28 protein-coding genes are annotated in these 24,444 nt (G+C 64.7%); 19 read left to right on the plus strand and 9 right to left on the minus strand.

Annotation, left to right across the window (positions count from 1 at the left end):
- Positions 1-18 precede the first annotated feature (18 nt).
- The 4 genes from hutI to hutU are packed head-to-tail and all read left to right on the plus strand — an operon-like array spanning position 19 to position 5,238.
- Positions 19-1,227 (plus strand): imidazolonepropionase, encoded by a 1,209-nt coding sequence (hutI, locus tag ACGYK7_RS09630; RefSeq protein WP_394401516.1) that lies wholly within the window; start codon positions 19-21, stop codon positions 1,225-1,227.
- Entirely contained in the window at positions 1,224-2,762 is a 1,539-nt protein-coding gene (gene hutH / locus ACGYK7_RS09635; RefSeq protein ID WP_394401518.1) for a histidine ammonia-lyase, read from the plus strand. The genes hutI and hutH overlap by 4 nt, the downstream gene beginning before the upstream one ends.
- A gap of 11 nt (positions 2,763-2,773) precedes the next feature.
- On the plus strand, positions 2,774-3,574 hold the full coding sequence (gene hutG, locus ACGYK7_RS09640) for an N-formylglutamate deformylase (RefSeq protein WP_394401646.1): 801 nt from the start codon (positions 2,774-2,776) through the stop codon (positions 3,572-3,574).
- Positions 3,571-5,238 carry a urocanate hydratase gene (gene hutU / locus ACGYK7_RS09645; protein WP_394401520.1) on the plus strand — a complete coding sequence of 556 codons (1,668 nt, stop codon included), beginning with the start codon at positions 3,571-3,573 and terminating at the stop codon, positions 5,236-5,238. Before hutG ends, hutU begins: the two co-directional genes overlap by 4 nt.
- Positions 5,239-5,272: 34 nt before the next feature.
- Here hutU and ACGYK7_RS09650 read toward each other — a convergent pair whose 3' ends face one another.
- The gene (locus ACGYK7_RS09650) at positions 5,273-5,962 is read right to left on the minus strand and encodes a GntR family transcriptional regulator (RefSeq protein ID WP_394401523.1); all 690 of its coding nucleotides are present in this window, start codon (positions 5,960-5,962) and stop codon (positions 5,273-5,275) included.
- A gap of 181 nt (positions 5,963-6,143) precedes the next feature.
- On the opposite strand from ACGYK7_RS09650, the gene ACGYK7_RS09655 reads away from it, so the two are divergent.
- Positions 6,144-6,665 (plus strand): cell wall hydrolase, encoded by a 522-nt coding sequence (locus ACGYK7_RS09655; RefSeq protein WP_394401526.1) that lies wholly within the window; start codon positions 6,144-6,146, stop codon positions 6,663-6,665.
- A gap of 3 nt (positions 6,666-6,668) precedes the next feature.
- Here the strand turns inward: ACGYK7_RS09655 and ACGYK7_RS09660 are convergent, their stop codons facing one another.
- The 6 genes from ACGYK7_RS09660 to ACGYK7_RS09685 form a co-directional block, all read right to left on the minus strand.
- Positions 6,669-7,097 (minus strand): YqaA family protein, encoded by a 429-nt coding sequence (locus tag ACGYK7_RS09660; protein WP_394401529.1) that lies wholly within the window; start codon positions 7,095-7,097, stop codon positions 6,669-6,671.
- Between the two features lie 81 nt (positions 7,098-7,178).
- On the minus strand, positions 7,179-7,352 hold the full coding sequence (locus tag ACGYK7_RS09665) for a hemin uptake protein HemP (RefSeq protein ID WP_394401531.1): 174 nt from the start codon (positions 7,350-7,352) through the stop codon (positions 7,179-7,181).
- Positions 7,349-7,525: a hypothetical protein gene (locus ACGYK7_RS09670; protein WP_394401533.1), complete on the minus strand. Its 177-nt coding sequence runs from the start codon at positions 7,523-7,525 to the stop codon at positions 7,349-7,351. The genes ACGYK7_RS09665 and ACGYK7_RS09670 overlap by 4 nt, the downstream gene beginning before the upstream one ends.
- Positions 7,526-7,686: 161 nt before the next feature.
- Positions 7,687-8,004 (minus strand): antibiotic biosynthesis monooxygenase family protein, encoded by a 318-nt coding sequence (locus tag ACGYK7_RS09675; RefSeq protein WP_394401536.1) that lies wholly within the window; start codon positions 8,002-8,004, stop codon positions 7,687-7,689.
- 11 nt (positions 8,005-8,015) lie between these two features.
- Positions 8,016-8,780 carry a ChaN family lipoprotein gene (locus tag ACGYK7_RS09680; protein WP_394401649.1) on the minus strand — a complete coding sequence of 255 codons (765 nt, stop codon included), beginning with the start codon at positions 8,778-8,780 and terminating at the stop codon, positions 8,016-8,018.
- Positions 8,774-9,028: a hypothetical protein gene (locus ACGYK7_RS09685; protein WP_209217383.1), complete on the minus strand. Its 255-nt coding sequence runs from the start codon at positions 9,026-9,028 to the stop codon at positions 8,774-8,776. Before ACGYK7_RS09685 ends, ACGYK7_RS09680 begins: the two co-directional genes overlap by 7 nt.
- A gap of 432 nt (positions 9,029-9,460) precedes the next feature.
- Between ACGYK7_RS09685 and phnC the strand changes: the two genes are divergently transcribed.
- From phnC to ACGYK7_RS09710, 5 genes are all read left to right on the plus strand, one after another.
- Complete coding sequence (gene phnC / locus ACGYK7_RS09690) at positions 9,461-10,255, plus strand: phosphonate ABC transporter ATP-binding protein (RefSeq protein WP_394401538.1); 795 nt, start codon at positions 9,461-9,463, stop codon at positions 10,253-10,255.
- Between the two features lie 45 nt (positions 10,256-10,300).
- On the plus strand, positions 10,301-11,209 hold the full coding sequence (gene phnD / locus ACGYK7_RS09695) for a phosphonate ABC transporter substrate-binding protein (protein ID WP_394401541.1): 909 nt from the start codon (positions 10,301-10,303) through the stop codon (positions 11,207-11,209).
- A gap of 73 nt (positions 11,210-11,282) precedes the next feature.
- A complete protein-coding gene (gene phnE, locus ACGYK7_RS09700) occupies positions 11,283-12,161 on the plus strand; it encodes a phosphonate ABC transporter, permease protein PhnE (RefSeq protein ID WP_394401544.1) in 879 nt (292 codons plus the stop codon).
- Positions 12,162-12,226: 65 nt separating this feature from the next.
- Positions 12,227-13,462 carry a phosphonate ABC transporter, permease protein PhnE gene (gene phnE, locus ACGYK7_RS09705; RefSeq protein WP_394401652.1) on the plus strand — a complete coding sequence of 412 codons (1,236 nt, stop codon included), beginning with the start codon at positions 12,227-12,229 and terminating at the stop codon, positions 13,460-13,462.
- Positions 13,462-14,076 (plus strand): chloramphenicol acetyltransferase, encoded by a 615-nt coding sequence (locus ACGYK7_RS09710; RefSeq protein WP_394401546.1) that lies wholly within the window; start codon positions 13,462-13,464, stop codon positions 14,074-14,076. Before phnE (ACGYK7_RS09705) ends, ACGYK7_RS09710 begins: the two co-directional genes overlap by 1 nt.
- On the opposite strand, the gene phnF is transcribed toward ACGYK7_RS09710, so the two are convergent.
- Positions 14,073-14,786 carry a phosphonate metabolism transcriptional regulator PhnF gene (gene phnF, locus ACGYK7_RS09715; protein ID WP_394401548.1) on the minus strand — a complete coding sequence of 238 codons (714 nt, stop codon included), beginning with the start codon at positions 14,784-14,786 and terminating at the stop codon, positions 14,073-14,075. The two genes, ACGYK7_RS09710 and phnF, sit on opposite strands and share 4 nt — an antisense overlap.
- A gap of 101 nt (positions 14,787-14,887) precedes the next feature.
- On the opposite strand from phnF, the gene phnG reads away from it, so the two are divergent.
- Genes phnG through phnN form a run of 7 tightly spaced genes read left to right on the plus strand, consistent with a single transcriptional unit; the run spans position 14,888 to position 19,977 of the window.
- The gene (gene phnG, locus ACGYK7_RS09720; RefSeq protein ID WP_394401550.1) at positions 14,888-15,346 is read left to right on the plus strand and encodes a phosphonate C-P lyase system protein PhnG; all 459 of its coding nucleotides are present in this window, start codon (positions 14,888-14,890) and stop codon (positions 15,344-15,346) included.
- A complete protein-coding gene (gene phnH / locus ACGYK7_RS09725; RefSeq protein ID WP_394401553.1) occupies positions 15,346-15,906 on the plus strand; it encodes a phosphonate C-P lyase system protein PhnH in 561 nt (186 codons plus the stop codon). Before phnG ends, phnH begins: the two co-directional genes overlap by 1 nt.
- Positions 15,906-17,009, plus strand: a complete 1,104-nt coding sequence (locus ACGYK7_RS09730) for a carbon-phosphorus lyase complex subunit PhnI (protein WP_394401556.1) — start codon at positions 15,906-15,908, stop codon at positions 17,007-17,009. The genes phnH and ACGYK7_RS09730 overlap by 1 nt, the downstream gene beginning before the upstream one ends.
- 47 nt (positions 17,010-17,056) lie before the next feature.
- On the plus strand, positions 17,057-17,926 hold the full coding sequence (locus ACGYK7_RS09735) for an alpha-D-ribose 1-methylphosphonate 5-phosphate C-P-lyase PhnJ (protein WP_394401559.1): 870 nt from the start codon (positions 17,057-17,059) through the stop codon (positions 17,924-17,926).
- A complete protein-coding gene (phnK, locus tag ACGYK7_RS09740) occupies positions 17,923-18,693 on the plus strand; it encodes a phosphonate C-P lyase system protein PhnK (RefSeq protein WP_394401561.1) in 771 nt (256 codons plus the stop codon). The genes ACGYK7_RS09735 and phnK overlap by 4 nt, the downstream gene beginning before the upstream one ends.
- Before the next feature lie 52 nt (positions 18,694-18,745).
- Positions 18,746-19,429 carry a phosphonate C-P lyase system protein PhnL gene (phnL, locus tag ACGYK7_RS09745; RefSeq protein ID WP_394401563.1) on the plus strand — a complete coding sequence of 228 codons (684 nt, stop codon included), beginning with the start codon at positions 18,746-18,748 and terminating at the stop codon, positions 19,427-19,429.
- Positions 19,426-19,977: a phosphonate metabolism protein/1,5-bisphosphokinase (PRPP-forming) PhnN gene (phnN, locus tag ACGYK7_RS09750; RefSeq protein ID WP_394401566.1), complete on the plus strand. Its 552-nt coding sequence runs from the start codon at positions 19,426-19,428 to the stop codon at positions 19,975-19,977. Before phnL ends, phnN begins: the two co-directional genes overlap by 4 nt.
- Here phnN and ACGYK7_RS09755 read toward each other — a convergent pair.
- Entirely contained in the window at positions 19,953-20,630 is a 678-nt protein-coding gene (locus ACGYK7_RS09755) for a DUF1045 domain-containing protein (protein WP_394401569.1), read from the minus strand. The two genes, phnN and ACGYK7_RS09755, sit on opposite strands and share 25 nt — an antisense overlap.
- 47 nt (positions 20,631-20,677) lie before the next feature.
- Between ACGYK7_RS09755 and ACGYK7_RS09760 the strand changes: the two genes are divergently transcribed.
- Both ACGYK7_RS09760 and ACGYK7_RS09765 read left to right on the plus strand, forming a co-directional pair.
- Entirely contained in the window at positions 20,678-21,826 is a 1,149-nt protein-coding gene (locus ACGYK7_RS09760) for an alpha-D-ribose 1-methylphosphonate 5-triphosphate diphosphatase (protein WP_394401571.1), read from the plus strand.
- A gap of 213 nt (positions 21,827-22,039) precedes the next feature.
- On the plus strand, positions 22,040-24,436 hold the full coding sequence (locus ACGYK7_RS09765) for a PAS domain S-box protein (protein ID WP_394401573.1): 2,397 nt from the start codon (positions 22,040-22,042) through the stop codon (positions 24,434-24,436).
- Positions 24,437-24,444 lie beyond the last annotated feature (8 nt).

Consider the following 24,444-nt stretch of genomic DNA (forward strand, 5'->3'; position numbering starts at 1 on the left):
TGAGGAGGAGGCGATAGGATGGCAGCGCAGGATCGGGTCTTGGTCGACCTCACGGCAGCGACGATGGATGGCCCACAGCCCTATGGTTTGATCGAAGATGCGGCGATTGCGATTGCCGGGGGCCAGATCGGATGGGTCGGCCCGCGCGATGACCTACCACAAGGCTACCGCGACCTGCCCGCCGAATCGCTGGGCCGGCGGCTTGTCACCCCCGGGCTGATCGATTGCCACACCCATATCGTGCACGGCGGCGACCGCGCGCGGGAGTTCGAGATGCGGCTTAAGGGGGCCAGCTATGAGGAAATCGCCCGCGCCGGGGGCGGCATCGTCTCAACCGTCACCGCCACCCGCGCCGCCGATGAGACAGAGTTACTGGCCGATGCCCTGCGCCGCGTCGATGTACTGATCGCCGAAGGGGTCACGGCGATCGAAGTCAAATCCGGCTATGGTCTGGACCTTGAGACCGAGCTGCGCATGCTCCGCACCGCCCGCGCCATCGGAGAGCAGCGCCCCATCCGCGTCTCCACCACCTTCCTCGGCGCCCATGCGGTGCCCGCCGAATACGCAGGCCGCGCGGATGCCTATATCGACGATGTCTGCCTCCCCGCCCTGCGCGCCGCCCATGCCGAAGGGCTGGTCGATGCGGTCGACGGGTTCTGCGAGGGCATCGCCTTTCAGCCCGCCCAGATCGCGCGCGTATTCGATGTGGCGCGGGAATTGGGCCTGCCGGTCAAACTCCATGCCGAGCAATTATCGAACTTGGGCGGCGCACGGCTCGCGGCCTCCTATGGCGCGCTCTCGGCGGATCATATCGAATACCTTGATGAGAGCGGCGTGATCGCGATGGCCGAGGCGGGCAGCGTCGCCGTTCTGCTGCCCGGTGCCTTCTATACATTGCGCGAGACCCAAGCGCCGCCCATCGACCTCATGCGCCGACATGGCGTGCCGATGGCGCTGGCGACGGATATCAACCCCGGTTCCTCGCCACTGAACTCGCTGCTGCTGGCGCTCAACATGGGCTGCACCCTGTTCCGCCTGTCGCCGGAGGAGGCGCTGCGCGGCGCCACGCAGCACGCCGCCCGCGCGCTCGGGCGGGCCGACTGCGGCATGATCCGCCCCGGCCTGCGCGCCGACCTCGCCGTTTGGGACATCAAACAACCGGCCGAGCTTGCCTATCGCATCGGCTTCAACCCGCTTCATTCCCGCATTTTCGGAGGCCAATCGTGACCACCCTGACCCTCACCCCCGGCGCGGCCACGTTGGACGATCTCGCCCGCATCTACCGCGAAGAGGCATCGGTGCGGCTCGACCCCGCCTGCCGCCCCGCGATCGAAGAGGCCCATGCGCGCATCGCTCGGGCCGTGGCGGGCGAGGATGCCGTTTACGGCGTGAACACCGGTTTCGGCAAGCTCGCCTCGGTCAAGATCGCGGCAGAGGATACGGCGGCGCTGCAACGCAACCTGATCCTGTCGCATTGCTGCGGTGTCGGCCCCGCGATCCCGCGCGGCCATGCGCGGCTCTTGATGGCGCTGAAACTGCTGAGCCTCGGGCGCGGTGCCTCGGGCGTGCGGCTGGCGGTCGTGGACTTGATCGAAGCCATGTTGGCGCAGGGCGTGACCCCGGTGATCCCGGCGCAAGGCTCGGTCGGTGCCTCGGGCGATCTGGCCCCCTTGGCGCATATGGCCGCCGTGATGATGGGCCATGGCGAGGCAGAGTTCGAGGGTCGCGTCATGACGGGCGGCGCGGCGCTGGCCGCTGCGGGCCTGACCCCGTTGGAGTTCGGCCCCAAGGAAGGGCTGGCACTGATCAACGGCACGCAATTTTCGACCGCCTTCGCGCTGGCGGGGCTCTTCGACGCATGGCGGGCCGCGACCTCGGCGCTGGTGATCTCGGCCCTGTCGACGGATGCGATCATGGGCTCCACCGCACCGCTACAGCCCGAGATCCACGCACTGCGCGGCCATCGCGGCCAGATCGAGGCGGGCGAGACCATGCGCGCCCTGCTCAATGGTTCCGAAATCCGCGAAAGCCATGTGGCGAATGATGCTCGCGTCCAAGACCCTTACTGCATCCGTTGCCAACCGCAGGTGACGGGGGCGGCGATGGATGTGCTGCGCATGGCCGCCGCCACGCTGGAGGTCGAAGCCAATGCCGCCACCGACAACCCGCTTGTGCTGACGGGGGCTGACCTCATCGTCTCGGGCGGGAATTTCCATGCCGAGCCGGTGGGTTTCGCCGCCGATATGATCGCCCTCGCCGTAGCCGAGATTGGCGCCATCGCGCAGCGCCGGGTGGCGCTGATCGTGGACCCGGTGCTCAGCTTCAACCTGCCGCCTTTCCTGACGCCGACCCCCGGCCTCAACAGCGGCTATATGATCGCCGAAGTCACCACCGCCGCGCTGATGAGCGAGAACAAACATCTTGCCAATCCCTGCGTCACCGACAGCACGCCGACCTCGGCCAACCAAGAAGATCACGTCAGCATGGCCGCCCATGGCGCGCGGCGGCTGGGGCAGATGGTCGAGAACCTGAACCGCATCCTTGGGGTGGAACTGCTCTGCGCCGCGCAGGGAATCGACTTTCGCGCGCCGCTGGCCACCAGCGAGACCTTGCAGCGGGTGGTCGCGCGGGTCCGCGAAGAGGTCGCGACGCTGGAAGAGGACCGCTACCTTGCCCCCGATCTGGAACGCGCGGCACGGATGGTGGCGGGCGGAGAGATCACCCGCGCCGCCGCCTGCGACATGCCGGAGCTTTCCACATGACCCCTGTTGAGATCACACCGGTCGAGATCACCCGCGGCGACAGCCCCATCGTGCTCGGCCTGCCCCATACCGGCACCGATCTGCCCGAAGCTATCCGGCGCGACCTGAATCCGCGCGGGCGGGAATTGGCGGATACCGACTGGCATATCGACCGGCTCTACGACGGGCTGCTGCCCGGCGCGACCACGGTGCGCGCAACCTTCCACCGCTATGTCATCGACGCCAACCGCGACCCTTCGGGCGCATCGCTCTATCCGGGGCAGAACACCACCGGGCTGGTGCCGCTGACGGATTTCGATGGGCAAGACATCTGGACCACCCCGCCCAACGCAGCCGAGGTTGAGGCCCGCCGCCTGGCATACCACGCGCCCTATCACGCAGCGCTTGAGGCCGAACTGGCCCGCGTTCGCGACCTGCATGGGGTCGCGATCCTCTATGACTGCCACTCGATCCGCTCGCTGATCCCCTTCCTCTTTGACGGCCCGCTGCCTGATTTCAACATCGGCACGAACCTGGGCGCTACCTGCGCGCCCAAGATCGAAACGGCTGTTGAGACGATCTGCGCCGCAGCACCCGGCTACACGTCCGTCAGCAACGGACGCTTCAAGGGAGGCTGGACCACGCGCCATTATGGCCGCCCTGCCGAAGGGGTCCACGCGATCCAGATGGAACTGGCGCAAAGCAGCTACCTCGGCACCGAGGCGTCGCCTTGGCCCTATGACCCCGACAAGGCCGCGCGGCTGCGCGTGCATCTGACCGATATCCTGACAACTCTGGCCACATTGGCCCCTACTTTGAAAGGCACAGCATGAGCGATCCGCGCAAGAATACCCGTGACGTCTATCCCGCCACTGGCACCGAGCTTTCGGCGAAAAGCTGGCTGACCGAAGCGCCGCTGCGGATGCTGATGAACAACCTGCACCCCGACGTGGCCGAAAACCCGCATGAGCTGGTCGTCTACGGCGGCATTGGCCGCGCGGCGCGAACGTGGAAGGACTACGACCAGATCGTCGCCTCCTTGCGCGCCTTGGAAGAGGACCAGACGCTGCTGGTGCAATCGGGCAAGCCCGTGGGCGTCTTCCAAACCCATAAGGACGCGCCCCGCGTGTTGATCGCCAACTCCAACCTCGTGCCGCATTGGGCCAATTGGGACCACTTTAACGAACTCGATAAGAAGGGTCTGGCGATGTATGGCCAGATGACCGCCGGATCGTGGATCTACATCGGCAGCCAAGGCATCGTGCAGGGCACCTATGAGACATTCGTTGAGGCGGGCCGCCAGCACTATGGCGGTGATCTCAAAGGCAAATGGATCCTCACCGGGGGCTTGGGCGGCATGGGCGGGGCGCAGCCCTTGGCGGCGGTCATGGCCGGTGCCTGCTGTCTGGCGGTGGAGTGCAATCCCGACAGCATCGATTTTCGCCTGCGCACCCGCTACGTCGACGAAAAGACCGACAGCCTTGATGAGGCGCTGGCGATGATCGACCGCTGGACCGCAGCGGGCGAGGCGAAATCGGTTGCGCTTCTGGGCAATGCCGCCGATGTCTTTCCCGAACTGGTGAAACGCGGGGTCCGCCCCGATATCGTGACCGACCAGACCTCGGCCCATGACCCGGTGAACGGCTACCTGCCGCAGGGCTGGACGATGGGCGAATGGCGCGAAAAACGTGAGAGCGATCCCAAAGCCGTCGAAAAAGCCGCCCGTGCCTCGATGAAGGTGCAGGTGCAGGCGATGGTGGATTTCCACGCCGCGGGCATCCCCACGGTCGACTATGGCAATAACATCCGCCAGATGGCGCTTGAGGAAGGATTGCAGAACGCCTTTGACTTCCCCGGTTTCGTCCCGGCCTATATCCGCCCGCTGTTTTGCCGCGGCATCGGCCCCTTCCGCTGGGCGGCACTCTCGGGCGATCCCGAGGATATCTACAAGACCGACGCCAAGGTGAAGGAAATCCTCTCTGAGGATACCCATTTGCACAACTGGCTCGACATGGCGCGGGAGCGTATCTCTTTCCAAGGGCTGCCCGCCCGGATCTGTTGGGTGGGCTTAGGCGTGCGCCACAAGCTGGGGCTGGCCTTCAACGAGATGGTCCGCACAGGGGAATTGAGCGCGCCGGTGGTGATTGGCCGCGATCACCTCGACAGCGGCTCCGTCGCCTCGCCCAACCGCGAGACGGAGGCGATGAAAGACGGCTCGGATGCCGTCTCGGATTGGCCGCTGCTGAACGCGCTTTTGAACACTGCCTCGGGGGCCACTTGGGTCTCGCTGCACCACGGCGGCGGGGTTGGCATGGGCTTCTCGCAACACTCGGGCATGGTGATCTGCTGTGACGGGTCCGAGGACGCCGACCGCCGGATCGAGCGGGTACTCTGGAACGACCCGGCGACGGGCGTGATGCGCCATGCGGATGCGGGCTATGAGGAAGCGCGCGATTGCGCCCGCGAACATGGGCTGAACTTGCCGGGTATCCTTTGACCCCGGCGCGCCGCCGCCCACCCGCGGCGGCGGCTCAATAGCGCGTGGTCAGGCGGTGACCGGGGCGGTAGGACAGCCGCACATAGGTCACCGCCTGCCCCTCCCACCACGTCGACCGCTCGACGGTGAAGACCGGATCCCCCAAGCCGCAGGCGAGGTATTCGCTCAGCCGCTGATCGGCCAGGCCGGCGGAAAGGCTGATCTCCACATCCGAAAAGGGAATGGCCGAGATCAGCCATTCGTTCGGCCCGGCTTCGGTGAAACTCTCTTCCCGCGCCTGTGGCAGGGTGGCGAGGTTGATCCAACGGTCCTCAAATTGATAGGGGTCGCCATCGGCGTAATGCATGCAGACCAGATGCAACGCCTCGCTCTCCGCGTCCAGTTTGAGCCGGGCGCGCAGCCAGTCGGGCGCGGGCTCGACCCGGTGGCTCACCCGCGAATACCGGTAGTCGGCGCCCTTCTCTTCGATCTCGGCCCGGACCAGCGGAATGTCGAACCGCGCCTGCCGCAGCGGGGCCATGCGGACTCGCGTGCCCGCCTTGCGCCGCCGTTCGATAAAACCCTCTTCCGCCAATTCTCGCATGGCGCGGTTGACCGTCGCCCGGGCGCAGCTATAGATCTCGGCCAAATCGACTTCATTGGGCACAAGGCTGCCCAACGGCCACTCGCCCTTGGTGATCTTTGACAGGATGTCGGTTTTCACATCCCGGTAGGTGACTTTCATAGGGCGGCCCGCTGCGATCATGACTGTTTTATCAAGCATTACACTAGATCAATCCCCAGCCCAAGCGCCCCCGCCCGCCCGGTCCGGAGGGAAACCGCCGGGGCCGGGCGCGGGTCTTGCCTCCCGCCGCCTTTGCTGGAAAATTACGCGCCACCTGCCCCCTTATCCAGAAAGGCCGCCCATGCGCGTTCAGCCCCCGAAAATCCGCACTGCCGCTCTGCTTCTGGGCCTCGGCCTGCTTGCCGCCTGCGGTGGCAAACAGACTGAAGTCGTCGCGGTTCCGGCGGATGAGGTGGAGTGTATGGCCCGCGCGATGTATTTCGAATCCAACCGCTCCAGCCGCGACGGCATGGTGGCGGTGGGCACGGTGGTGCTGAACCGCCTGCACTCCGAAGCCTTCCCCGATACGGTCTGCGGCGTGGTCGGCCAGCCCAATCAATTCGCCCCCGGCGTGATGACGAAACCGATGACCGACCGCGGCGCCCCGCTGGCCCGCGCCACCGCGCTGGCGGTGCTTCAGGGAGAGCGGCACCCAAAGGTCACCCGTGCGAAATTCTTTCACGCAGCGTGGTACAATGCCAACTACAACAACATGCATTATGTGGTGACCGCAGGCGGCAATGCCTTTTACGAAAAGCGCCGCGCCCATCTTGTGACCGCGCCCAACCCGCTGCCGCCGCTCGAAGGGATCACCCCGCACTAAGGGTCACAAAACCCCGCGGGCGATCAGGATCAGCACAAGGTAGCGCCCGCCCTTGGCAAGCGTGACGATCAGCAAAAAACGCCAGAGCCGCGCGCGCAGGATGCCTGCGGCCAAGGTCAGCGGATCGCCGATGACCGGCACCCAACTGGCCAGCAGGCTCCAATAGCCCCAACGGCGATACCAGCCAGAGGCGCGGGCCATCTGCTTGGCCGAGAAGGGAAACCAGCGGTGATCGGCGAAATGGCTGAGGGAGCGGCCCAGCCACCAGTTCAGCAGCGATCCCAGCACGTTCCCCAGCGTCGCCACCAGCCACAAATGCGCCGTGGCATGGCTGCCCGACCACATCAGCCCCAATAGCACCGCTTCGGATTGCGCGGGGATCAGGGTGGCCGCCAGCAGCGCCGCGAAGAACAGGCTCAGCAGGGCCAGCATGTCAGCGGCGAGAGTGGGCAGAGGCGGCAGGGCATGGCGCGTCAGTAAAGGCGCCGCATCGCCAGGGCAAGTCGTGCCCGCTTATTTGGTCAGGATCAACTTGCCTGCCCGCGTGATGCGCAGCGTATAGGTTTGGCCATCCAAGACGATATTCGCGGTCGAGCCATTGGGCACCAAGGCGCGGGCATCATGCACCGCTTCTTGGACCGGTTGGGCGGCGGGCGATGGATCGGGCAGTTTTTGCATCAGGCTCATGCCATCTCTCCCATTTGGCGGGCGCGTTGCAGATCAATGAGATGCTCCAGCGCAAATCCGTCGCAGGCTGCGGCGTCGTTGCTGCCAAGCGCGATGTCGCGCCAGCTGTTGTTGGATGGGGTCTGTAGCCGGGCATGGGCCATTGGCTCGGGCGTGGTCACGGGGGTCCTCACGGGGCGGGCTCCTTTCCATTGACATCCGGGCTTCCGACGCGCGGTGGCTTGGACGGTTTCGGCGTAAAGTCGTTCATACCCCGGCAAAAAGCCCGGGTTCCTTTAAATGGCTACTTAATCCGATTATTTTAGTCAAGTATAGAAACCCCGGCCCTTCCGCGTTATTCCGCGTCGATCTTTTGAATGGCACTGAAGCCTTCGAAGTGCGGGGTGCCCTCGTGCAGCTTGCGGGTCTGCCCCGCCCGCGCATGGGCCGCGCGAAAGGCATCGCTGGTCGTCCAAGCCCGAAAATGCGCCTCGCTTTCCCAAACGGTGTGAGAGGCATAGAGGATCGCCCCCTCCGCCTCCGGCCCTTTGAGCATGTGGAAGGACACGAAGCCCTCGCTCTCCTTCAGATGGCTTTCCCGGTTCAGCCAAAGCGCTTCGAAAGCGGCGGCATTCTCGGGCAAGACGGTGAAGCGGTTCATGGCAAGATACATGGGCCTGTCCTTTAATTTACGATCAGGGCGTTACAGGGGTCGTCGCGCTCGGCGGGCGGGATGAGACGGGTCTCATCGAAAGGCACCTCGGTCTCGGCCTCCACAAAGCCGATGGCATGGGTCGTGACCTCGGGGGCGGCTTGCGCGATGAGGGCGGGAATGCCCCAGTCGGTGCGGGCGTGGCCATTGCCGGTGATCACCGCCACGGGCGGGCCATAGGCCTTGAGCGCGGCGAGCGCGGCGCGGGCGAAGCTGGCGTCGCGGTAGCGTTGCACGGCGACCATGCCGCCCATCATCTCGCGCGGCATGGCCTCGCAATGGGCGGCGAATTGCAACTCTACCCGCGCGGCCTGTTGATCCTCTGGCAAAGGCTGGTCAAGGCCGAAGCGCGCGGCCTCAGACCCGAAAAGCGCGGCGGCCCCCTCGCGGTACACGCGCCGCACCGCCGCGCGCGGGGCGGCGGCACCGATGATTTGGGCGTTTCCCAAAGCGTCAAAGATCGGCGCATAGATATCGTAATGCCGCCACCCGCTCGCCGCCCAAACCTGCGCGATGAGGCTGCGGTCGACGTCGGCCTTTGCCGCCTCTTCGGCGGTGAGCATTTCGAAGACCACAGCCGTAGGACGCAGCGCTTGTAGTGCGGCGGCCTGTTCGAGATGGGCGTGGGGATTATCGTGCACCTCGCCCAAGATCACGATCTCGGCGGGGGTGTCAGCCTGCGCGGGCAATGCCAGCGAAAGCAGCAGCGCGGCGCAAAGGCGCTTTACGCTCACGATTTGCGCTCATCCGTGTCGGTTTTGATTTCGGGGTCGTTGTAATCGTTGGGGTCAAAGTCTTCGGGGTCGAACGGGTCTTCGTCTTCGGCGATGCCGCTGACATGGGTGGTGCCGCTTTCCTCGTCAAAGACCAGCCCGTAGTTCGCCTTGCCCTCGCTTTTGTAGCGCCGAAACTCGTGGATGCCGGCGTAGACGAAAACCAGCGTGATCGGCAGCAGAATCAGAAATGCGATAACTTGGGCGTCCATGAACGCGCTCCTTTGAATGCTTGTCGGGGGCCTGTCTCACCATAGGGGGCGCGGGTGGAGGACACTGCGCGCGCGGTGATCCGGCCAAAGATCGTACCGGTGGCTGCGCCAATTGCGCGGCCTGACCGGGTGCGGCCCTATCTGAACCGCCTTGTGAGAGAAAGCATTAATCCGCGCGGTTTGTTCCGCAAGCCCTATTTCGCAGGCACGTGTTTCATTGCGTCTCAGCGGCTCTTTGACCCCGGCCTCCCCGCGCGTTTGGCCCCACGCGCAACAGCAGCGGGATCGCGCAAGCGCCTATAAAACAAGCATAAACGCGCGGCCTTAGGCAGCCGTTCCGCAAAAAGGGACGCGTTACAAAAGCTTCGTCAAACTTAAACACTCGTGACATTCACCGCTGCGATAGCTCGCCCCGCAAACCCCGGGGGACATATGCTCGTCATTTCTGAACTGACCAAAACATTCGGCGCGAACACAGCGGTGGCCCGCGCCAACCTAAAGGTCGACAAGCCGCAGATGATCGGGATCATCGGACGCTCCGGCGCGGGCAAATCCACCCTGCTGCGGATGCTGAACCGGCTGACCGATGCCTCCTCGGGGCAGATCCTGTTTCAAGGGCGCGACGTGACTGCGCTGCGCGGCGCGGCCCGGCGCGGCTGGCAGGCGGAATGCGCGATGATCTTTCAGCAGTTCAACCTCGTCCCGCGGATGGATGTGGTATCGAACGTGCTGCACGGCACGCTCAACCGCCGCTCGACGCTCGCCAGCATCTTCAACCTCTACCCCGATGCCGACATCACCCGCGCCATCGACATCCTCGACCGGCTGGGCATCGCGCAGCATGCGCCCAAACGGGCCGAGGCGCTTTCCGGCGGGCAGCAACAGCGCGTCGCCATCGCCCGCGCCCTGATGCAGGATCCGCAGATCATTCTGGCGGATGAGCCCATCGCCAGCCTTGACCCGATGAACGCGCAGGTGGTGATGCAATCGCTGCGCCGCATTCACGAGGAAGATGGCCGCATGGTCATCGCCAACCTTCACACGCTGGATACCGCGCGCCGCTACTGCGACCGCGTGGTGGGGATGCGCGACGGCAAGATCGTCTTTGACGGCACGCCCGAGCAGCTGACCACCGGCATCGCCCGCGAAATCTACGGCGCGGACAGCAGCTTTTCCGAAGCCGCCACCTCAACCGAGATCGAAACGCTGGACAAGGTGCCAGCCTGACACGACCCGCCCCCAGGGGCATTTTTTGCAAACGGAGACAACACAATGAAAAAGCTCATCGCCGCCGCCTTGGCAACCACGGCCCTCACCGGCACCGCCATGGCCCAAAGTGCCGAGATCGACGAATTCCGCATCGGCATCCTCGGCGGGGAAAACGCGCAGGACCGGATGAACTCCTACGAATGTCTGCGCGGCTACACTGAAGAGCGCCTTGGCGTTCCGGCCAAACTCTTTGCCCCGGCCGACTATAACGGCGTGATCCAAGGTCTGCTGGGCGGCACGCTCGATATGGCATGGCTGGGCGCTTCGGCCTATGCCGCCGTGCATCTGCAAGACCCCGAAGCGGTCGAGCCGGTGCTGGTCAAGATTAACCTCGACGGCTCCTACGGCTATCACTCCATCGGTTTCGCGCGCAAAGATGCGGGCATCGAGAGCCTCGAAGACATGCAGGGCAAGGTCTTTGGCTTTGGCGATCCGAACTCCACCTCGGGCTACCTGATCCCCTCCATCGAAATCCCGCAGACCACCGGTGCCACGATGGAATCCGGCGATTACTTCGGCGAAGTGAAATTCACCGGCGGCCATGAGCAGACCATCGTCGCGGTCAACAACGGCGATGTCGACGGCGGCGTGACATGGGCCGACGGTCAGGGCAACTGGGAAGACGGCTACAACTCCGGCGCGCTGCGCAAAGCCGTGGACGCGGGCCTCGTCGACATGAACGATCTGGTGGAAATCTGGCGCTCCAAGCCGATCCCCGAAGGCCCGGTCGTGCTGCGCAAAGCCCTGCCCGCAGAGGTCAAGGCGACGATGACCCAACTGGTGGATGAACTGCACGAGAAAGACGCCGATTGCGCCTATGGCGTGGCCGCGGGCGAGAGCCTCGGTTTCGATCCGATCGCGCATGACGCCTATGTCTCCATCGTCGAAGCGCGCAAGGCGAAATCCAACTGATCGCAGCAAGGACTAGACATCTCGCAGGTCCCGGCAACGATTGTCGGGGCCTGTCGTTATAGGGGGACGACAGATGCACCAGACCACCACCGCACCGCAGATCACGGCGGATTACCTTGCCCAGACCCGACAAAAGCGGGTGATGAACATGATCCTGCTGGTCGTTTTCCTGGCCCTGCTGATCGGCGGTTTCGGCACCGCCAATGCCCGCAACGCGGGCGGGTTCTGGAACGGGCTGCCCAATATCTTTGACTTCCCCGCCGACGTGCTGGGCGAGGCTTGGGAGCGCATTCATCTGCTGCCCGGCTATTTCGTGAAATACCTCCCCTCTTTGATCGAGACGGTGAACATCGCCGGGGCGGCTACGCTGATCGGTGCGCTGCTGGCCTTCTTCGCCGCCTTGCTGGCCACCCGCGGCCTCGCCCCCGCCCCGTGGCTCGTGGCTCCGCTGCGCCGCCTGCTCGACGTGCTGCGCGCGGTGCCTGAGATCGTCGTCGCGCTGGTACTGATCTTCCTTCTGGGCGGCGGCCCGGTGCCTGCGATGATCGCCATCGCGCTGCATACTGTGGGCGCGCTCGGCAAGCTTTTCTCCGAGGTGAATGAGAACGCCTCTCTCAAACCCGTCGATGGCCTTGCCTCTGTCGGTGCGGGCTGGCTGCAACGCATGGTTCTGGGCATCGTGCCGCAGGTCGCACCCAACTACCTCTCCTACGCGCTGCTGCGGTTCGAGATCAACATCCGCGCCTCAGCCATCCTCGGCTTCGTCGGCGCAGGCGGCATCGGCTATGACCTGCGCAACACGATGTCTTGGGGCCAAGGCAAATTCGATGAGGCAGCGGCGATCTTTCTGCTGCTCTTCGGCACGATCATCATCGTCGACCAAATCTCAAGCCATTTCCGCGACCGGCTGACCCATGGCCGCGCCTATAAGGACAAGGGGGCCATCCTGTGACCGACCTTACCGCTTCCACCCTCCCCGCCCAGCAGGTCGCCAGCCGCGGCTTTCGCCGCAAGCGGATGGCGAGCCTTGCCGCCCCGGTGCTGGTCCTTGTCTACCTCACCTACGTCTTCTTCGCCTTCGACGTGGCCGGGCTAGGCGATCGCATCAACGTGTCGAACATGAAGACACTGGTGGCCGACAGCTACAGCTACAAAACCCATGTCGCCCGCGACAACCGCAATGGCGAGATGGAAATCGCCATCGAAGGCGAGCGCAAGGGCCGCTATGCGCCGGGCACCGCCCCCGATTGGGTCACCTTGGGCGAGACAACGCTTGTGGAGTTGGGCAACGGCCATACCGTCGAACTGGGGCCAGAGGTGCGCTATGACGTGCCGGGCTACGGGCTGATCACCGCCGCGCCGGGGCGCAGCGGCGTCAATGCCACCCTGCCCGACGGCCCCCTGCCTGCGTGGATCAACGCCTCGAAACACCGCCTTGCCGTGACCACGGAGGCAGGCCGCCTGACGATCACCCGCAACCGTGCCGAAGTGTTCCGCTATTTCAACGGGTGGGAGCTGTTCTTCTTTACGCTCGACAGCCCCTACTACGGCATGTCCGCGCTAGAGCTGCTGCGCAGCGGTGAATACGGCGCGATCTGGCAGGATTTCTGGACCAACAAGATGTGGCGTCATGGCGATGTGGCTTGGGCGCTGGTCGAGACCGTTCTCATGGCCTTTCTCGGCACCTTTGGCGCGGCGATGATTGCCTTGCCGCTGGGGTTTCTGGCGGCCAAGAACTTCTCTCCGCTTGGCGCGCTGCGCTTTGCCGCGCGGCGGCTCTTCGACTTCCTGCGCGGGGTCGACGGGCTGATCTGGACCATCGTGCTGTCTCGTGCCTTTGGCCCCGGCCCGCTGACCGGCTCGCTGGCGATCCTGCTGACAGACACCGGCACCTTCGGCAAAATCTTTTCCGAGGCGCTGGAGAATGTGGACGACAAGCAGATCGAGGGCATCGCCTCAACCGGGGCCACCCCCGTGCAGCGCTACCGCTTTGGCGTGATCCCGCAAATCACCCCGGTCTTGCTGAGCCAAGTGCTCTACTATCTGGAGTCCAACACCCGTTCGGCCACCATCATCGGCGCGATCACCGGGGGCGGCATCGGCCTTTTGCTGACCCAAGCCATCATCACCCAAAAGGATTGGGAGGAGGTGAGCTATTACATCGTGCTGATCATCCTGATGGTCGTGGCGATGGATAGCTTCTCGGGCTGGCTGCGCCGCAAGCTGATCGCGGGCAATGAGGCGGGCCACTGATGGCGCGTCTCAAAGCGGATGCGCCCTTCCTTCACCCGGACTGCGAAGTGACTGACACGCAGTTCGGGCGCTATGTCGAGATCGGGCGCGCCACGCGCCTCGCCCATTCCGAAATCGGGGATTACTCCTATTGCGACCGCTGGTGCGACATCGCCAACACGCAAGTCGGCAAGTTCAGCAATATCGCCGCCAGCGTGCGCATCGGAGCCACGGATCACCCGATGGAAAAGGCCAGCCTGCACCACTTCCACTACCGCGCCGGGGATTACTTCGACGGGGCCGAGGATGACGCCGATTGGTTCGCCCTGCGCCGCAGCCGCCGCACGGTGATCGGCCATGATACATGGTTGGGCCACGGCGCGCAGGTCCGGCCCGAGGTGACCATCGGGCACGGCGCAGTGGTGGCGGGCGGGGCCATCGTCACCCGCGATGTCGCCCCCTATATGATCGTCGCCGGCATCCCCGCCCAACCGCTCCGCCGCCGCTTTTCCGAAAGCATCGCCGCACGGATGGAGGAATTGGCGTGGTGGGATTGGCCACATGACCGGCTGCAAGCATCGCTCGAGGATTTCCAAACCCTCCCCGCCGAAGCATTTCTTGAGAAATACGGCTAGTCGCCGGGGTTGAGCGTCAGCGTCACCCGGTCGCCCGCGAACCAGGTCACCCCGTATTCCACCGGCACGCCTTCAGGGTCCACGTTGATCCCCGCCGAGCGCAGGATCGGCGCGCTTTCGGACAGCCGCAGATGCAGCGCCTGCGTGGCAGTGGCAAGCTTCGCCGTCAGCCGGGTCGAGGCGCGGGTGTAATCCGCCACCCCACCCTGCGCCAAGGCGGTGGTGACCGAGCGGCTGGCCTCAAGCGCCATTAACAGATCGGGAAACCGCGCGGCGGGAAAGATGCTGCGGAAGATCGCGATGGGCTGCTCATCGGCCAGCGACAGCCCCTCATAGACATGCACCAGCGCCGCGCCTTCCAGCCCCAACTGCGCCGCCTCATGGGCCGAAGCGGCGCGGGTCTCCAGCATCAAAATCTGCTTGGCCGGCACCCGCCCCGCCGCCGCGAGGTTCTGGTGAAAGCGCACCCGTTTGCCAATGGGATAATCCGTGGGCCGCTGCGCCACGAAGACGCCTGCGCCCCGGCGGCTATAGGTCAGCCCGCTCTCGTTCATGGCGCCGATCGCGCGGCGCACCGTGTGGCGGTTGACCCCAAACCGCGCCGCCAATTGCGCCTCGGTCGGGAGCCGGTCGCCGGGGGCGTATTTCCCCGTGGCGATGTCATGGGTCAGGGCAGCGGTGATGGTTTTCCAGATCGCAGTACGGGCCATGTCGCAGAAGTTTCACATATCCATGCTTGCGCCAGCGGAAGGCCAGCGGCTAATACTTGTCTAGTTGTATAGCAAATTAGACAAATACGCAAGGTGTCTAGATGACCGTTGAAACCAAGGAAAAGACCCGCGACAGGCAGGCGTGGATGGGCCTGCTCGCACGGGCCGAGGTCCACGATCTCGCCCGGCTATGGGAGGGCTTCGGCCCCCTGCCCGCCCATGAGGTGCTCCGCGCGCCCGAGATCGGCGGCGTCATGCTGCGGGGCCGGATGGGGGCTGTGGGCGATGCCTTCAACATGGGGGAGATGTCGGTCACGCGCTGCTCGGTGCGGCTGTTGGAAGGGCCAGACGGCCACGCCTATGTGCAGGGTCGCAGCCGCGACAAGGCGCTGCAAGCGGCGCTTACCGACGCGCTGATGCAGAGCGACGCGGCGGATGAGGTCCGCGCCAAACTGCTCGACCCGCTGGCCCGGATCGAAAGCCAGCGCCGCGCTAGCCGTGCCGCCAAGGCCGCCGCCACCAAGGTCGACTTTTTCACCATGGTCAGAGGAGAAGACTGATGCAGACCCTATCGCTGACGGGCGGGTTTCGCGACGCGCCCAAAGACGCCGCTTTCGCCTTTCGCGCGGTGATGAACGCCATGGCCAAACCGGGTGAGATCAACCGCGTGACCGGGGCCGAACCGCCTGTGGGCCTCTCCACCGCCGCCGGGGTCGTCCTGCTGACGCTCTGCGACCCCGAAACGCCGCTCTACCTCGCGCCCGGCTTCGACCGGCCTGAGCTACGCGACTGGATCACCTTCCACACCGGCGCGCCCTTCGCCCCCGCAACTGCGGCGCACTTCGCCTTGGGCGCTTGGGACGACCTGCCGCGCGGCGACTTCCCCCTCGGGACCGCCGCCTACCCCGACCGCTCTGCCACGCTGATCGTCGAGGTGGACGATCTGCGCCGCGATGGCGCGGCCCTCTCCGGCCCCGGCATCAAGGATAAGGCGGCACTGTCGCTGCCCGAGCGCGCCGCCTTTCAGCAAAACGCGGCACTCTTCCCGCGCGGATTGGATTTCATTTTCACCTGCGGTGACCGTCTGGCGGCGCTGCCCCGAAGCACAAAGGTGTCCTGATGTTCGTAGCGGTAAAAGGCGGCGAGCGGGCGATCGACAACGCCCACGCATGGCTGGCCGAAGAGCGGCGCGGTGACGCAAGCGTGCCGGAACTCAGCGTCGCGCAAATTCGCGAGCAGATGACGCTGGCGGTGAACCGAGTGATGGCCGAAGGCTCGCTCTACGACCCCGACCTCGCCGCGCTGGCGATCAAACAGGCGCGCGGCGATCTGATCGAAGCGGTGTTTCTGATCCGCGCCTATCGCACCACCCTGCCGCGTTTCGGGGCCTCGCGCCCGATGGACACCGGCAGCATGGCCTGCGACCGCCGCGTCTCGGCCACCTTCAAGGATGCGCCGGGCGGGCAGGTCTTGGGGCCGACCTTCGACTACACCCACCGACTGCTGGATTTCAAACTGGCCGCCGATGGTGAGGTGCCCCCGGCCCCCGAAGCGCCCGAGGGCGCGCCACCCACAAAGGCGCCGCACATCATGGAATTCCTTGACCGCGAAGGGCTGATGCAGCGCGACACGGACAGTCAGACCCCGCCGCGCGACCTGACGCGCGAACCGCTGGAACTGCCCGCCACCCGCGACCTGCGCCTGCAAGCGCTAACCCGCGGCGACGAGGGCTTCGTGCTCGGCATGGCCTATTCCACGCAACGCGGCTATGCGCGCAACCACGCTTTCGTCGCGGAACTGCGCATCGGCAAAGTCGCGGTCGAAATGGACATCCCCGAACTGGGTTTCGCCATCGAGATTGGCGAGGTGGCGCTCACCGAATGCGAGACGGTGAACCAATTTGCAGGCTCCAAAACCGAGCCGCCGCAGTTCACCCGCGGCTATGGGCTGGTCTTCGGCATGTCCGAGCGCAAGGCGATTTCCATGGCGCTGGTGGACCGGGCATTGCGTTGGGAGGAGTTGGGCGAAGACAACCTCGGCGCGCCGGCGCAGGACGCGGAATTCGTGCTCTATCACGCCGACAACATTCAGGCGACGGGGTTCTTGGAGCATATCAAACTGCCCCATTACGTCGATTTCCAATCCGAACTCGAACTGATCCGCAAACTGCGCCGCGAGGCGACAGCCGCGGCGGAAGACGCAGCACGGGAGGCCGCGGAATGAACCCTGCCATGACACAGAGTGACCAAGACAGGCATAAGGACCGGGGCATGAACGACTACAATTTTGCCTATCTGGACGAGCAGACCAAACGGATGATCCGCCGCGCGATCCTGAAAGCGCTGGCGATCCCGGGCTATCAGGTGCCCTTTGCCAGCCGCGAGATGCCAATGCCCTACGGTTGGGGCACGGGCGGGGTGCAAGTCTCTGCCGCCGTGCTGACGCCCGAGGATACCTTCAAGGTGATCGACCAAGGGGCGGACGACACGACCAACGCCGTCTCAATCCGCCGCTTTTTTCAAAAGACCGCCGGCGTCGCCGTGACCGAAGCCACGACCGAGGCCAGCGTCATCCAAACCCGCCACCGCATCCCCGAAGCCGCGCTGCGCGAGGATCAGGTGCTGGTCTATCAGGTGCCGATCCCCGAACCGCTGCGCTTTCTTGAGCCCTCGGAGGTCGAGACCCGCAAGATGCACGAGCTGGAGGAATACGGTCTGATGCACGTGAAACTTTACGAAGACATCGCGCAGCACGGCGCGATTGCCACGGCCTATGCCTATCCGGTCAAGGTCGAGGGGCGCTATGTGATGGACCCTTCGCCGATCCCGAAGTTCGACAATCCGAAACTGGAAATGGCCGCGATCCAACTCTTCGGCGCGGGGCGCGAACAACGGATCTATGCGCTGCCGCCCTATACGCAGGTCGTCTCGCTGGATTTCGAGGACCACCCTTTCGAGGCGAGCAAGGCCGAGCATCCCTGCGGCCTTTGCGGGGCCGAAGACAGCTATCTCGACGAGTTGATCGTCGATGACGCAGGTGGGCGTCTATTCATGTGTTCCGACACCGATTACTGCGCGGCCCGTCAGGCCGCCGGGCATCGTGGCGCGGATGCGGTCCCTGTGGTGGAGGGCATGGCATGACCCCCTTGTTGCAAGTGGAAAACATCGCGAAATTCTATGGCGCGCGGATCGGCTGCACGGATGTCAGCTTTGACCTCTACCCCGGCGAAGTCATGGGCATCGTCGGGGAAAGCGGCTCGGGCAAGTCGACACTGCTGAACACGCTGGCGGGGCATCTGACGCCGGATCGCGGGGCGGTGCGTTTCGACACCCGCGCCGACGGGCTGCGCGACACGGTAACGATGAGCGAGCCGGAACGCCGGATGTTGTCGCGCCCCGATTGGGCCTTTGTGCACCAACACGCCCGCGACGGGCTGCGCATGAACGTCAGCGCAGGCGGCAATGTGGGCGAGCGTCTGATGGCCGTGGGCGCGCGGCACTACGGCGACATCCGCGCCAGCGCCACCGATTGGCTGGGCCGGGTTGAGATCAACGCCGATCGGATCGACGACCGGCCCTCAGCCTTCTCTGGCGGGATGCAGCAGCGCTTGCAGATCGCCCGCAACCTCGTGACCGGGCCGCGGCTGGTCTTCATGGATGAACCCACGGGCGGGCTGGATGTAAGCGTGCAAGCGCGTCTGCTCGACCTGTTGCGCGGGCTTGTGCGCGAAATGGGGCTGAGCGCGATCATCGTGACCCATGATCTGGCGGTTGTGCGGCTGCTGGCGGACCGGCTGATGGTGATGAAGGACGGCCATGTGGTGGAAACCGGGCTCACGGATCAGGTCTTGGACGACCCGCAGCACGGCTATACGCAGCTTTTGGTCTCTAGCGTGCTACAGGTGTAAACATGCAAAGAAAACCATTCAATTTCAGAATTATACCGAGCAAGGCTAAACCATGATACGCGTGGAAAATGTAAGCAAATCCTTCACCCTGCACAATCAGGGCGCTGCGGTGATCCCGGTGATGCGCGGCGGCGAATTGACCGTGGCGCAGGGCGAATGCGTGGCGCTGACCGGGGCGTCAGGGGCCGGGAAATCGACGCTGATGCGGATGATCTATGGCAATTACCTGACCGCCTCGGGCCGGATCATGGTGGGCAATCTGGATGTCGCCCAAGCCGCCCCGCGCGAGATACTGGAGCTGCGCCGTCATGTGCTGGGCTATGTCAGCCAGTTCCTACGCGTCGTGCCACGGGTGGCAACGCTGGATGTGGTGGCCGAGCCGCTGCGCGCGGTGGACAGCAACGAGGGCGAGGCACGGGCGCGGGCCGGAGAATTGCTGGCTCAACTCAACATCCCCGAACGGCTCTGGCAGCTTAGCCCCACGACCTTTTCCGGCGGGGAGCAGCAGAGGGTGAACATCGCGCGCGGCTTTGCGCATCCCTATCCCGTCCTGCTGCTGGACGAGCCGACGGCGAGCCTTGATGCCACCAACCGCGCCACGGTGCTGGCGCTGATCGAAGGGGCCAAGGCCCGCGGCACGGCGATCTTGGGCATCTTCCACGACGAAGCCGCCCGCGACCAAATCTGCGACCGCGAAGTGGACGTGACCCGTTTCACCCCCGGACTGGCGGCATGAGGCGCGGGCGTTTCATCGCGGTGGTGGGGCCGTCGGGCGTGGGCAAGGACAGCGTGATGGCAGCGCTGGCGGAAGCGCGGGCCGACCTCTTCCTCGCCCGCCGCGCCATCACCCGGCCCAGCGAAGCGGGCGGCGAAGACTTCGACGGGATCGACGAGGACACATTCCTGCGACTAGAGGCAGAGGGCGCCTTTGCCCTTAGCTGGGCCGCGCATGGGCTGCACTATGGCATTCCCATCGCCGTCGATATGGCGCTGGCCGAGGGGCGCGACGTGCTGGCCAACCTCTCGCGCGCGGTGCTGGCCGAAGCGAAGCTTAGGTTTGACCGGTTCGAGGTGCTGTCGCTCACCGCCGCGCCCGAAGTGCTGGCCGCGCGGCTGCGGGGCCGTGGCCGCGAGAGCGAAGCGGAAATCACCGCCCGTCTGGCCCGCGCCGAACGGGACTTGCCCGACCATATCGCCGCCATTGAGATCGACAATTCCGGCCCGTTCACGCAGACCGTGGCACAGGCGCTGGCTGCGCTTTATCCCGAAAGGGCCGCGCGGTGAACCTCATGGAACATACCGTCTTCGGCCTGCCCCACCAGCGTCAGGCTGTCCAGCACGAAGGGCTGCGGCAGATGCGGCGTGATATAGGGGGCCAGCGCTGCGGTGAGTTGCGGCAGATCGCCCTTGGGCAGTTTGCCGGTCAGGGTAATGTGAAAACGAAACGCCTCCATCACGTAAGGATAGCCCCATTGGCTGAGATTGGCCTCTTGCACTGGGGTCAGATTGGCCTGACGCCTGCGGGCCAGATCGGCCTCGGTCGGCGGGGCGCGGAAGGGGTCAAGGCCGCGCACCACCTCGGCGGCCATGGTGTTGAGCGCGGCGGTGTCCCCCTCGGGCGTCAGCGCCAGAAAGCGGCCCAGCGGGGTGAGCGCGAGCCCGTCGAGCGTGACCGGCGCAAGCCGCGTGCAAAGCGCCGCGACCTCGGCCAGCAATCCGTCAGCCGTTGTGCCCTCGGGCAGCACGAACGGCGGTTTAATCGTCCCATGCAGCCCGTATTTGCGCGGCGTCTCGGTCAGGGCGGCCACATCCAGCCCCGCGACCTCAGGATGCGCCACGGCACGCCCGCGCGCCAAATCCCACCCCAGCCAAGCGGCCCCAGCCTCGGCCAATGCGCCCTGTGGCGTGTAATAGATCGCGTAGCGGTCGAACTTCATTCATCTTCTCCCTGCATCCATGGATGCGCAACAAGCGTGACGCTCACATGACAAAAGAAACCATTCTCGCCAATGCCAAAATCATCCTGCCCGATGCGGTGATCCCCGGCAGCGTGGTGCTGCGCGACGGGATGATCGCCGATATCGCCGAAGGCACCGCCCTGCCCAAGGGGGCGGTCGATTGCGAGGGGCGCATTCTCGCCCCCGGGCTGGTAGAACTGCATACCGACAATCTGGAACGCCATATGAAGCCGCGACCCAAGGTCGACTGGCCGCACCGTGCCGCGATCATCGCCCATGACCGCGAGTTGGCGGGCACCGGGATCACCACGGTTTTCGATGCGATCCGGGTGGGGTCGATCCTCTCGGACGCGGGGCGCAAACGCTACGGAAAATACGCCCGCGACATGGCCGATGAGATCCTGATGATGCGCGACAGCGGGGCGCTGGCGATCAGCCACCATATCCACCTGCGCGCCGAGATCTGCTCGGAAACGCTGGAGGAGGAACTGGCCGAGTTTGGCCCCGACGACAAGGTCGGCATCGTCAGCCTAATGGATCACACCCCCGGCCAGCGGCAATTCCGCGACGTGCAAAAATTCGAGGATTACGTCTGCGGCAAGAACGGCCTGCCGCGCGAGGATTTCGGCGATTACGTCACCTTCCTGCATGGGTTGCAAGAGCGGCTTGGCGCGAAACATGAAGCGGCCGCGGTGGCGGCGGCGGCGCGCTATGGGGCGGCGCTGGCCAGCCATGACGACACCACCGCCGCGCAGGTTGCCACCAGCCATGCCCATGGCGTGCGGCTTGCCGAATTCCCCACCACCCGCGAAGCGGCAGAGGCTTGCCATGCCCAAGGCATTGCCACGATCATGGGCGCGCCGAACCTCGTGCGCGGCGGCTCGCATTCAGGCAATGTCGCGGCGAGGGAACTGGCGGAACTGGGCCTGCTCGACATCCTGTCCTCGGACTATGTGCCCGCAGCGCTTTTGCTGGGCGCCGTGCAACTGGGCACCCTATGGGGCGATATGGCGCGCGGCCTCGCCACCGTGACCCGCACGCCCGCGCATCATGCAGGGCTGACCGACCGGGGCGAGATCGCCTTGGGCGCGCGCGCCGATCTGGTCCTCTTTGACATCATGAAAGACGCGCCGATCCTGCGCGCGGTCTATGCGATGGGCAACCGCGTGGCGTGACCGCGCGCCGCCCCCCCTGCGCATCCGCCGGTTTCGGCGGTTGCACCTCTCTCATTTATCTGCGCAAAAACCCGCCCCTTATACGAATGTGGCTTTTTGCCCTCGTCTTGTCGCTCCATAAGGCTAGGTTAAACAAACCTGCATCTTGCAGAATAATTTAGCCGGTCATCGCGGCCGACAAGCTTGAGGAAAATGGTGCAAGAAGCATTCAGATTGGCGAGTGATCGCCTTGGCCAGATCGTCGAAGATGCGGCCAGCGAAGTTTACCTGTTTTCAGTCGAAGACTTCACCTTCACTCTCGCCAATCGCGGCGCGCGCGAGAACCTTGGCTATTCGATGGATGAGCTGCGCGGCATGGCGGCTTGGGACATCAAGCCCGATCTGTCGCGCGAGGCGTTTTTGGAACTCGTCCAACCGCTGCTCAGCGGTGAGAAGACAACGCTGGAATATGAGACGATCCACCAGCGTAAGGACGGGTCGCGCTATAGCGTGCTGACCCATCTGCAATTGATCGTTACCGAGAATGACACGGTCCTCTACGCGGCCATTCAGGACATCACGAAACAAAAAGAGGCCAACGCGGCGCTGACCAAAGTCTCGGCCCGGCTGGACGCGATCCTAGACAACACGACGATGGCCATCTTCATGATGGACGACAAGCAGCAATGCGTTTTCATGAACCGCGCAGCAGAAAAGCTGACCGGCTATCGGTTCGAGGAAACCGCAGGCCGACCGCTGCATGACGTGGTCCACCACACCCATCCAGACGGGCGGCCTTTCCCTATCGAAGACTGCCCCATCGACCGCGCCTTTCCCGAGAACCACCAGACCCAGGGGGAGGAGACCTTTGTCCATAAGGACGGCAGTTTTTACCCCGTAGGCTTCACCGCCTCCCCGATGAAGGACGAGACCGGCAAGACCGTGGGGACGGTGATCGAGGTGCGCGACCTGCGTGAAGAACTGCGCGCCCGCAATGCCGAGATCGAGTTCAACAACGCGCTGAAAACCAAGATCGAAGAGGCCATGGCCGAACGGGACCGGCTTGAGGCGCAATTGGTGCAGGCGCAGAAGATGGAAGCCGTAGGCCAGTTGACCGGCGGCATCGCGCATGACTTCAACAACCTGCTGCAAGTGGTGGGCAGCAACCTGCAACTCCTGTCGAAAGAATTGCCCGAAGGCGACGCCAAGCGGCGGTTCGTCGACAATGCCATGGCGGGCGTGTCGCGCGGGGCCAAGCTTACCGCGCAATTGCTGGCCTTTGGGCGGCAGCAGCCCTTGGAGCCGAAACCGCAGAACCTTGGCCGATTGGTGCGGGGCATGGACGACATGCTGCGCCGCACCCTTGGCGAAGGGATCGAGGTCGAGACGGTGATCTCGGGCGGGCTGTGGAACTGTCTTGTCGATCCGGCGCAGTTGGAGAACGTGATCCTGAACCTCGCCATCAACGCGCGCGATGCGATGGCCCATCACGGCAAGCTGACGATCGAAGTGGGCAATGCCGCGCTGGATGATGCCTATACGCAGAACCATCCGAACGTGGCGCCGGGCCAGTATGTCATGCTGGCGATCACCGACACCGGCACCGGCATCGCGCCCGAGATCATGGAAAAGGTCTTTGACCCCTTCTTTACCACCAAGGACACGGGCGAGGGCACGGGGCTGGGCCTCAGCATGGTCTACGGTTTCGTTAAACAGTCCGGCGGGCACATCAAGCTCTACAGCGAAGAGAAACAAGGCACGACCGTGCGGGTCTACCTGCCGCGCACGCAGCGCAAGGAGGAAAGCGCACCGCTTCCCGCCAGCACGGACACGCCCACCGGCAGCGGCGAGGTAATCCTCGTGGTCGAAGACGACGCCGCCGTGCGCGAGACCGCCGTCGATCAGCTGCGCGATCTTGGCTATGGCGTGCTCACCGCCGAGAATGCCGACAGTGCGCTGGCGATCGTGAAAAGCGGGATGCAGATCAACCTGCTGTTCACCGATGTGGTCATGCCCGGCAAAATCCGCAGCCCCGAGCTTGCCCGCGAGGCCAAGGCGCATCTGCCGAATATCGGCGTGCTTTTTACCTCGGGCTATACCCAAAACGCCATCGTCCATGCCGGGCGGCTTGACGAAGGGGTCGACCTGCTGAGCAAACCCTACACCCGCGAGCGGCTGGCGCTGAAAATCCATGAGATCCTCTCGCGCCAAACCAGCGCCGAGACCGCCTTGCCAGTGACAGAATCCGCGCCGAGCGCCGACGACGCGCCCAAGGTGCTGCTGGTCGAAGACGATGCGCTGATCTGCATGGCCACGGCGGATATGCTCTCTGATCTGGGCTATGCGGTGACCGAGGCCGACAGCGTCGCCGCCGCGGAGCGCAGCCTTCAGGCCGAGCGGTTCGACATCATGTTTACCGACCTTGGCCTGCCCGATGGCTCTGGCATGGAACTGGTGCAGCATGTGACGCAACTGCGCCCCGAGATCGCCGTGATCATCGCCTCGGGCGCCGATCCGCGGGAATATGCCGAAGGCGATGCAGAGGCAGCGCGCTATGTCAGCTTGATGAAACCCTATGACGAACACTCGTTGAAACGGGCGTTGGAGCAGTGCAAGGCGGCGGCGGAATAAGGCGGCTA

The organism is Sulfitobacter sp. 1A15299, from assembly GCF_043556915.1.
Taxonomy (GTDB): Bacteria; Pseudomonadota; Alphaproteobacteria; order Rhodobacterales; family Rhodobacteraceae; genus Sulfitobacter.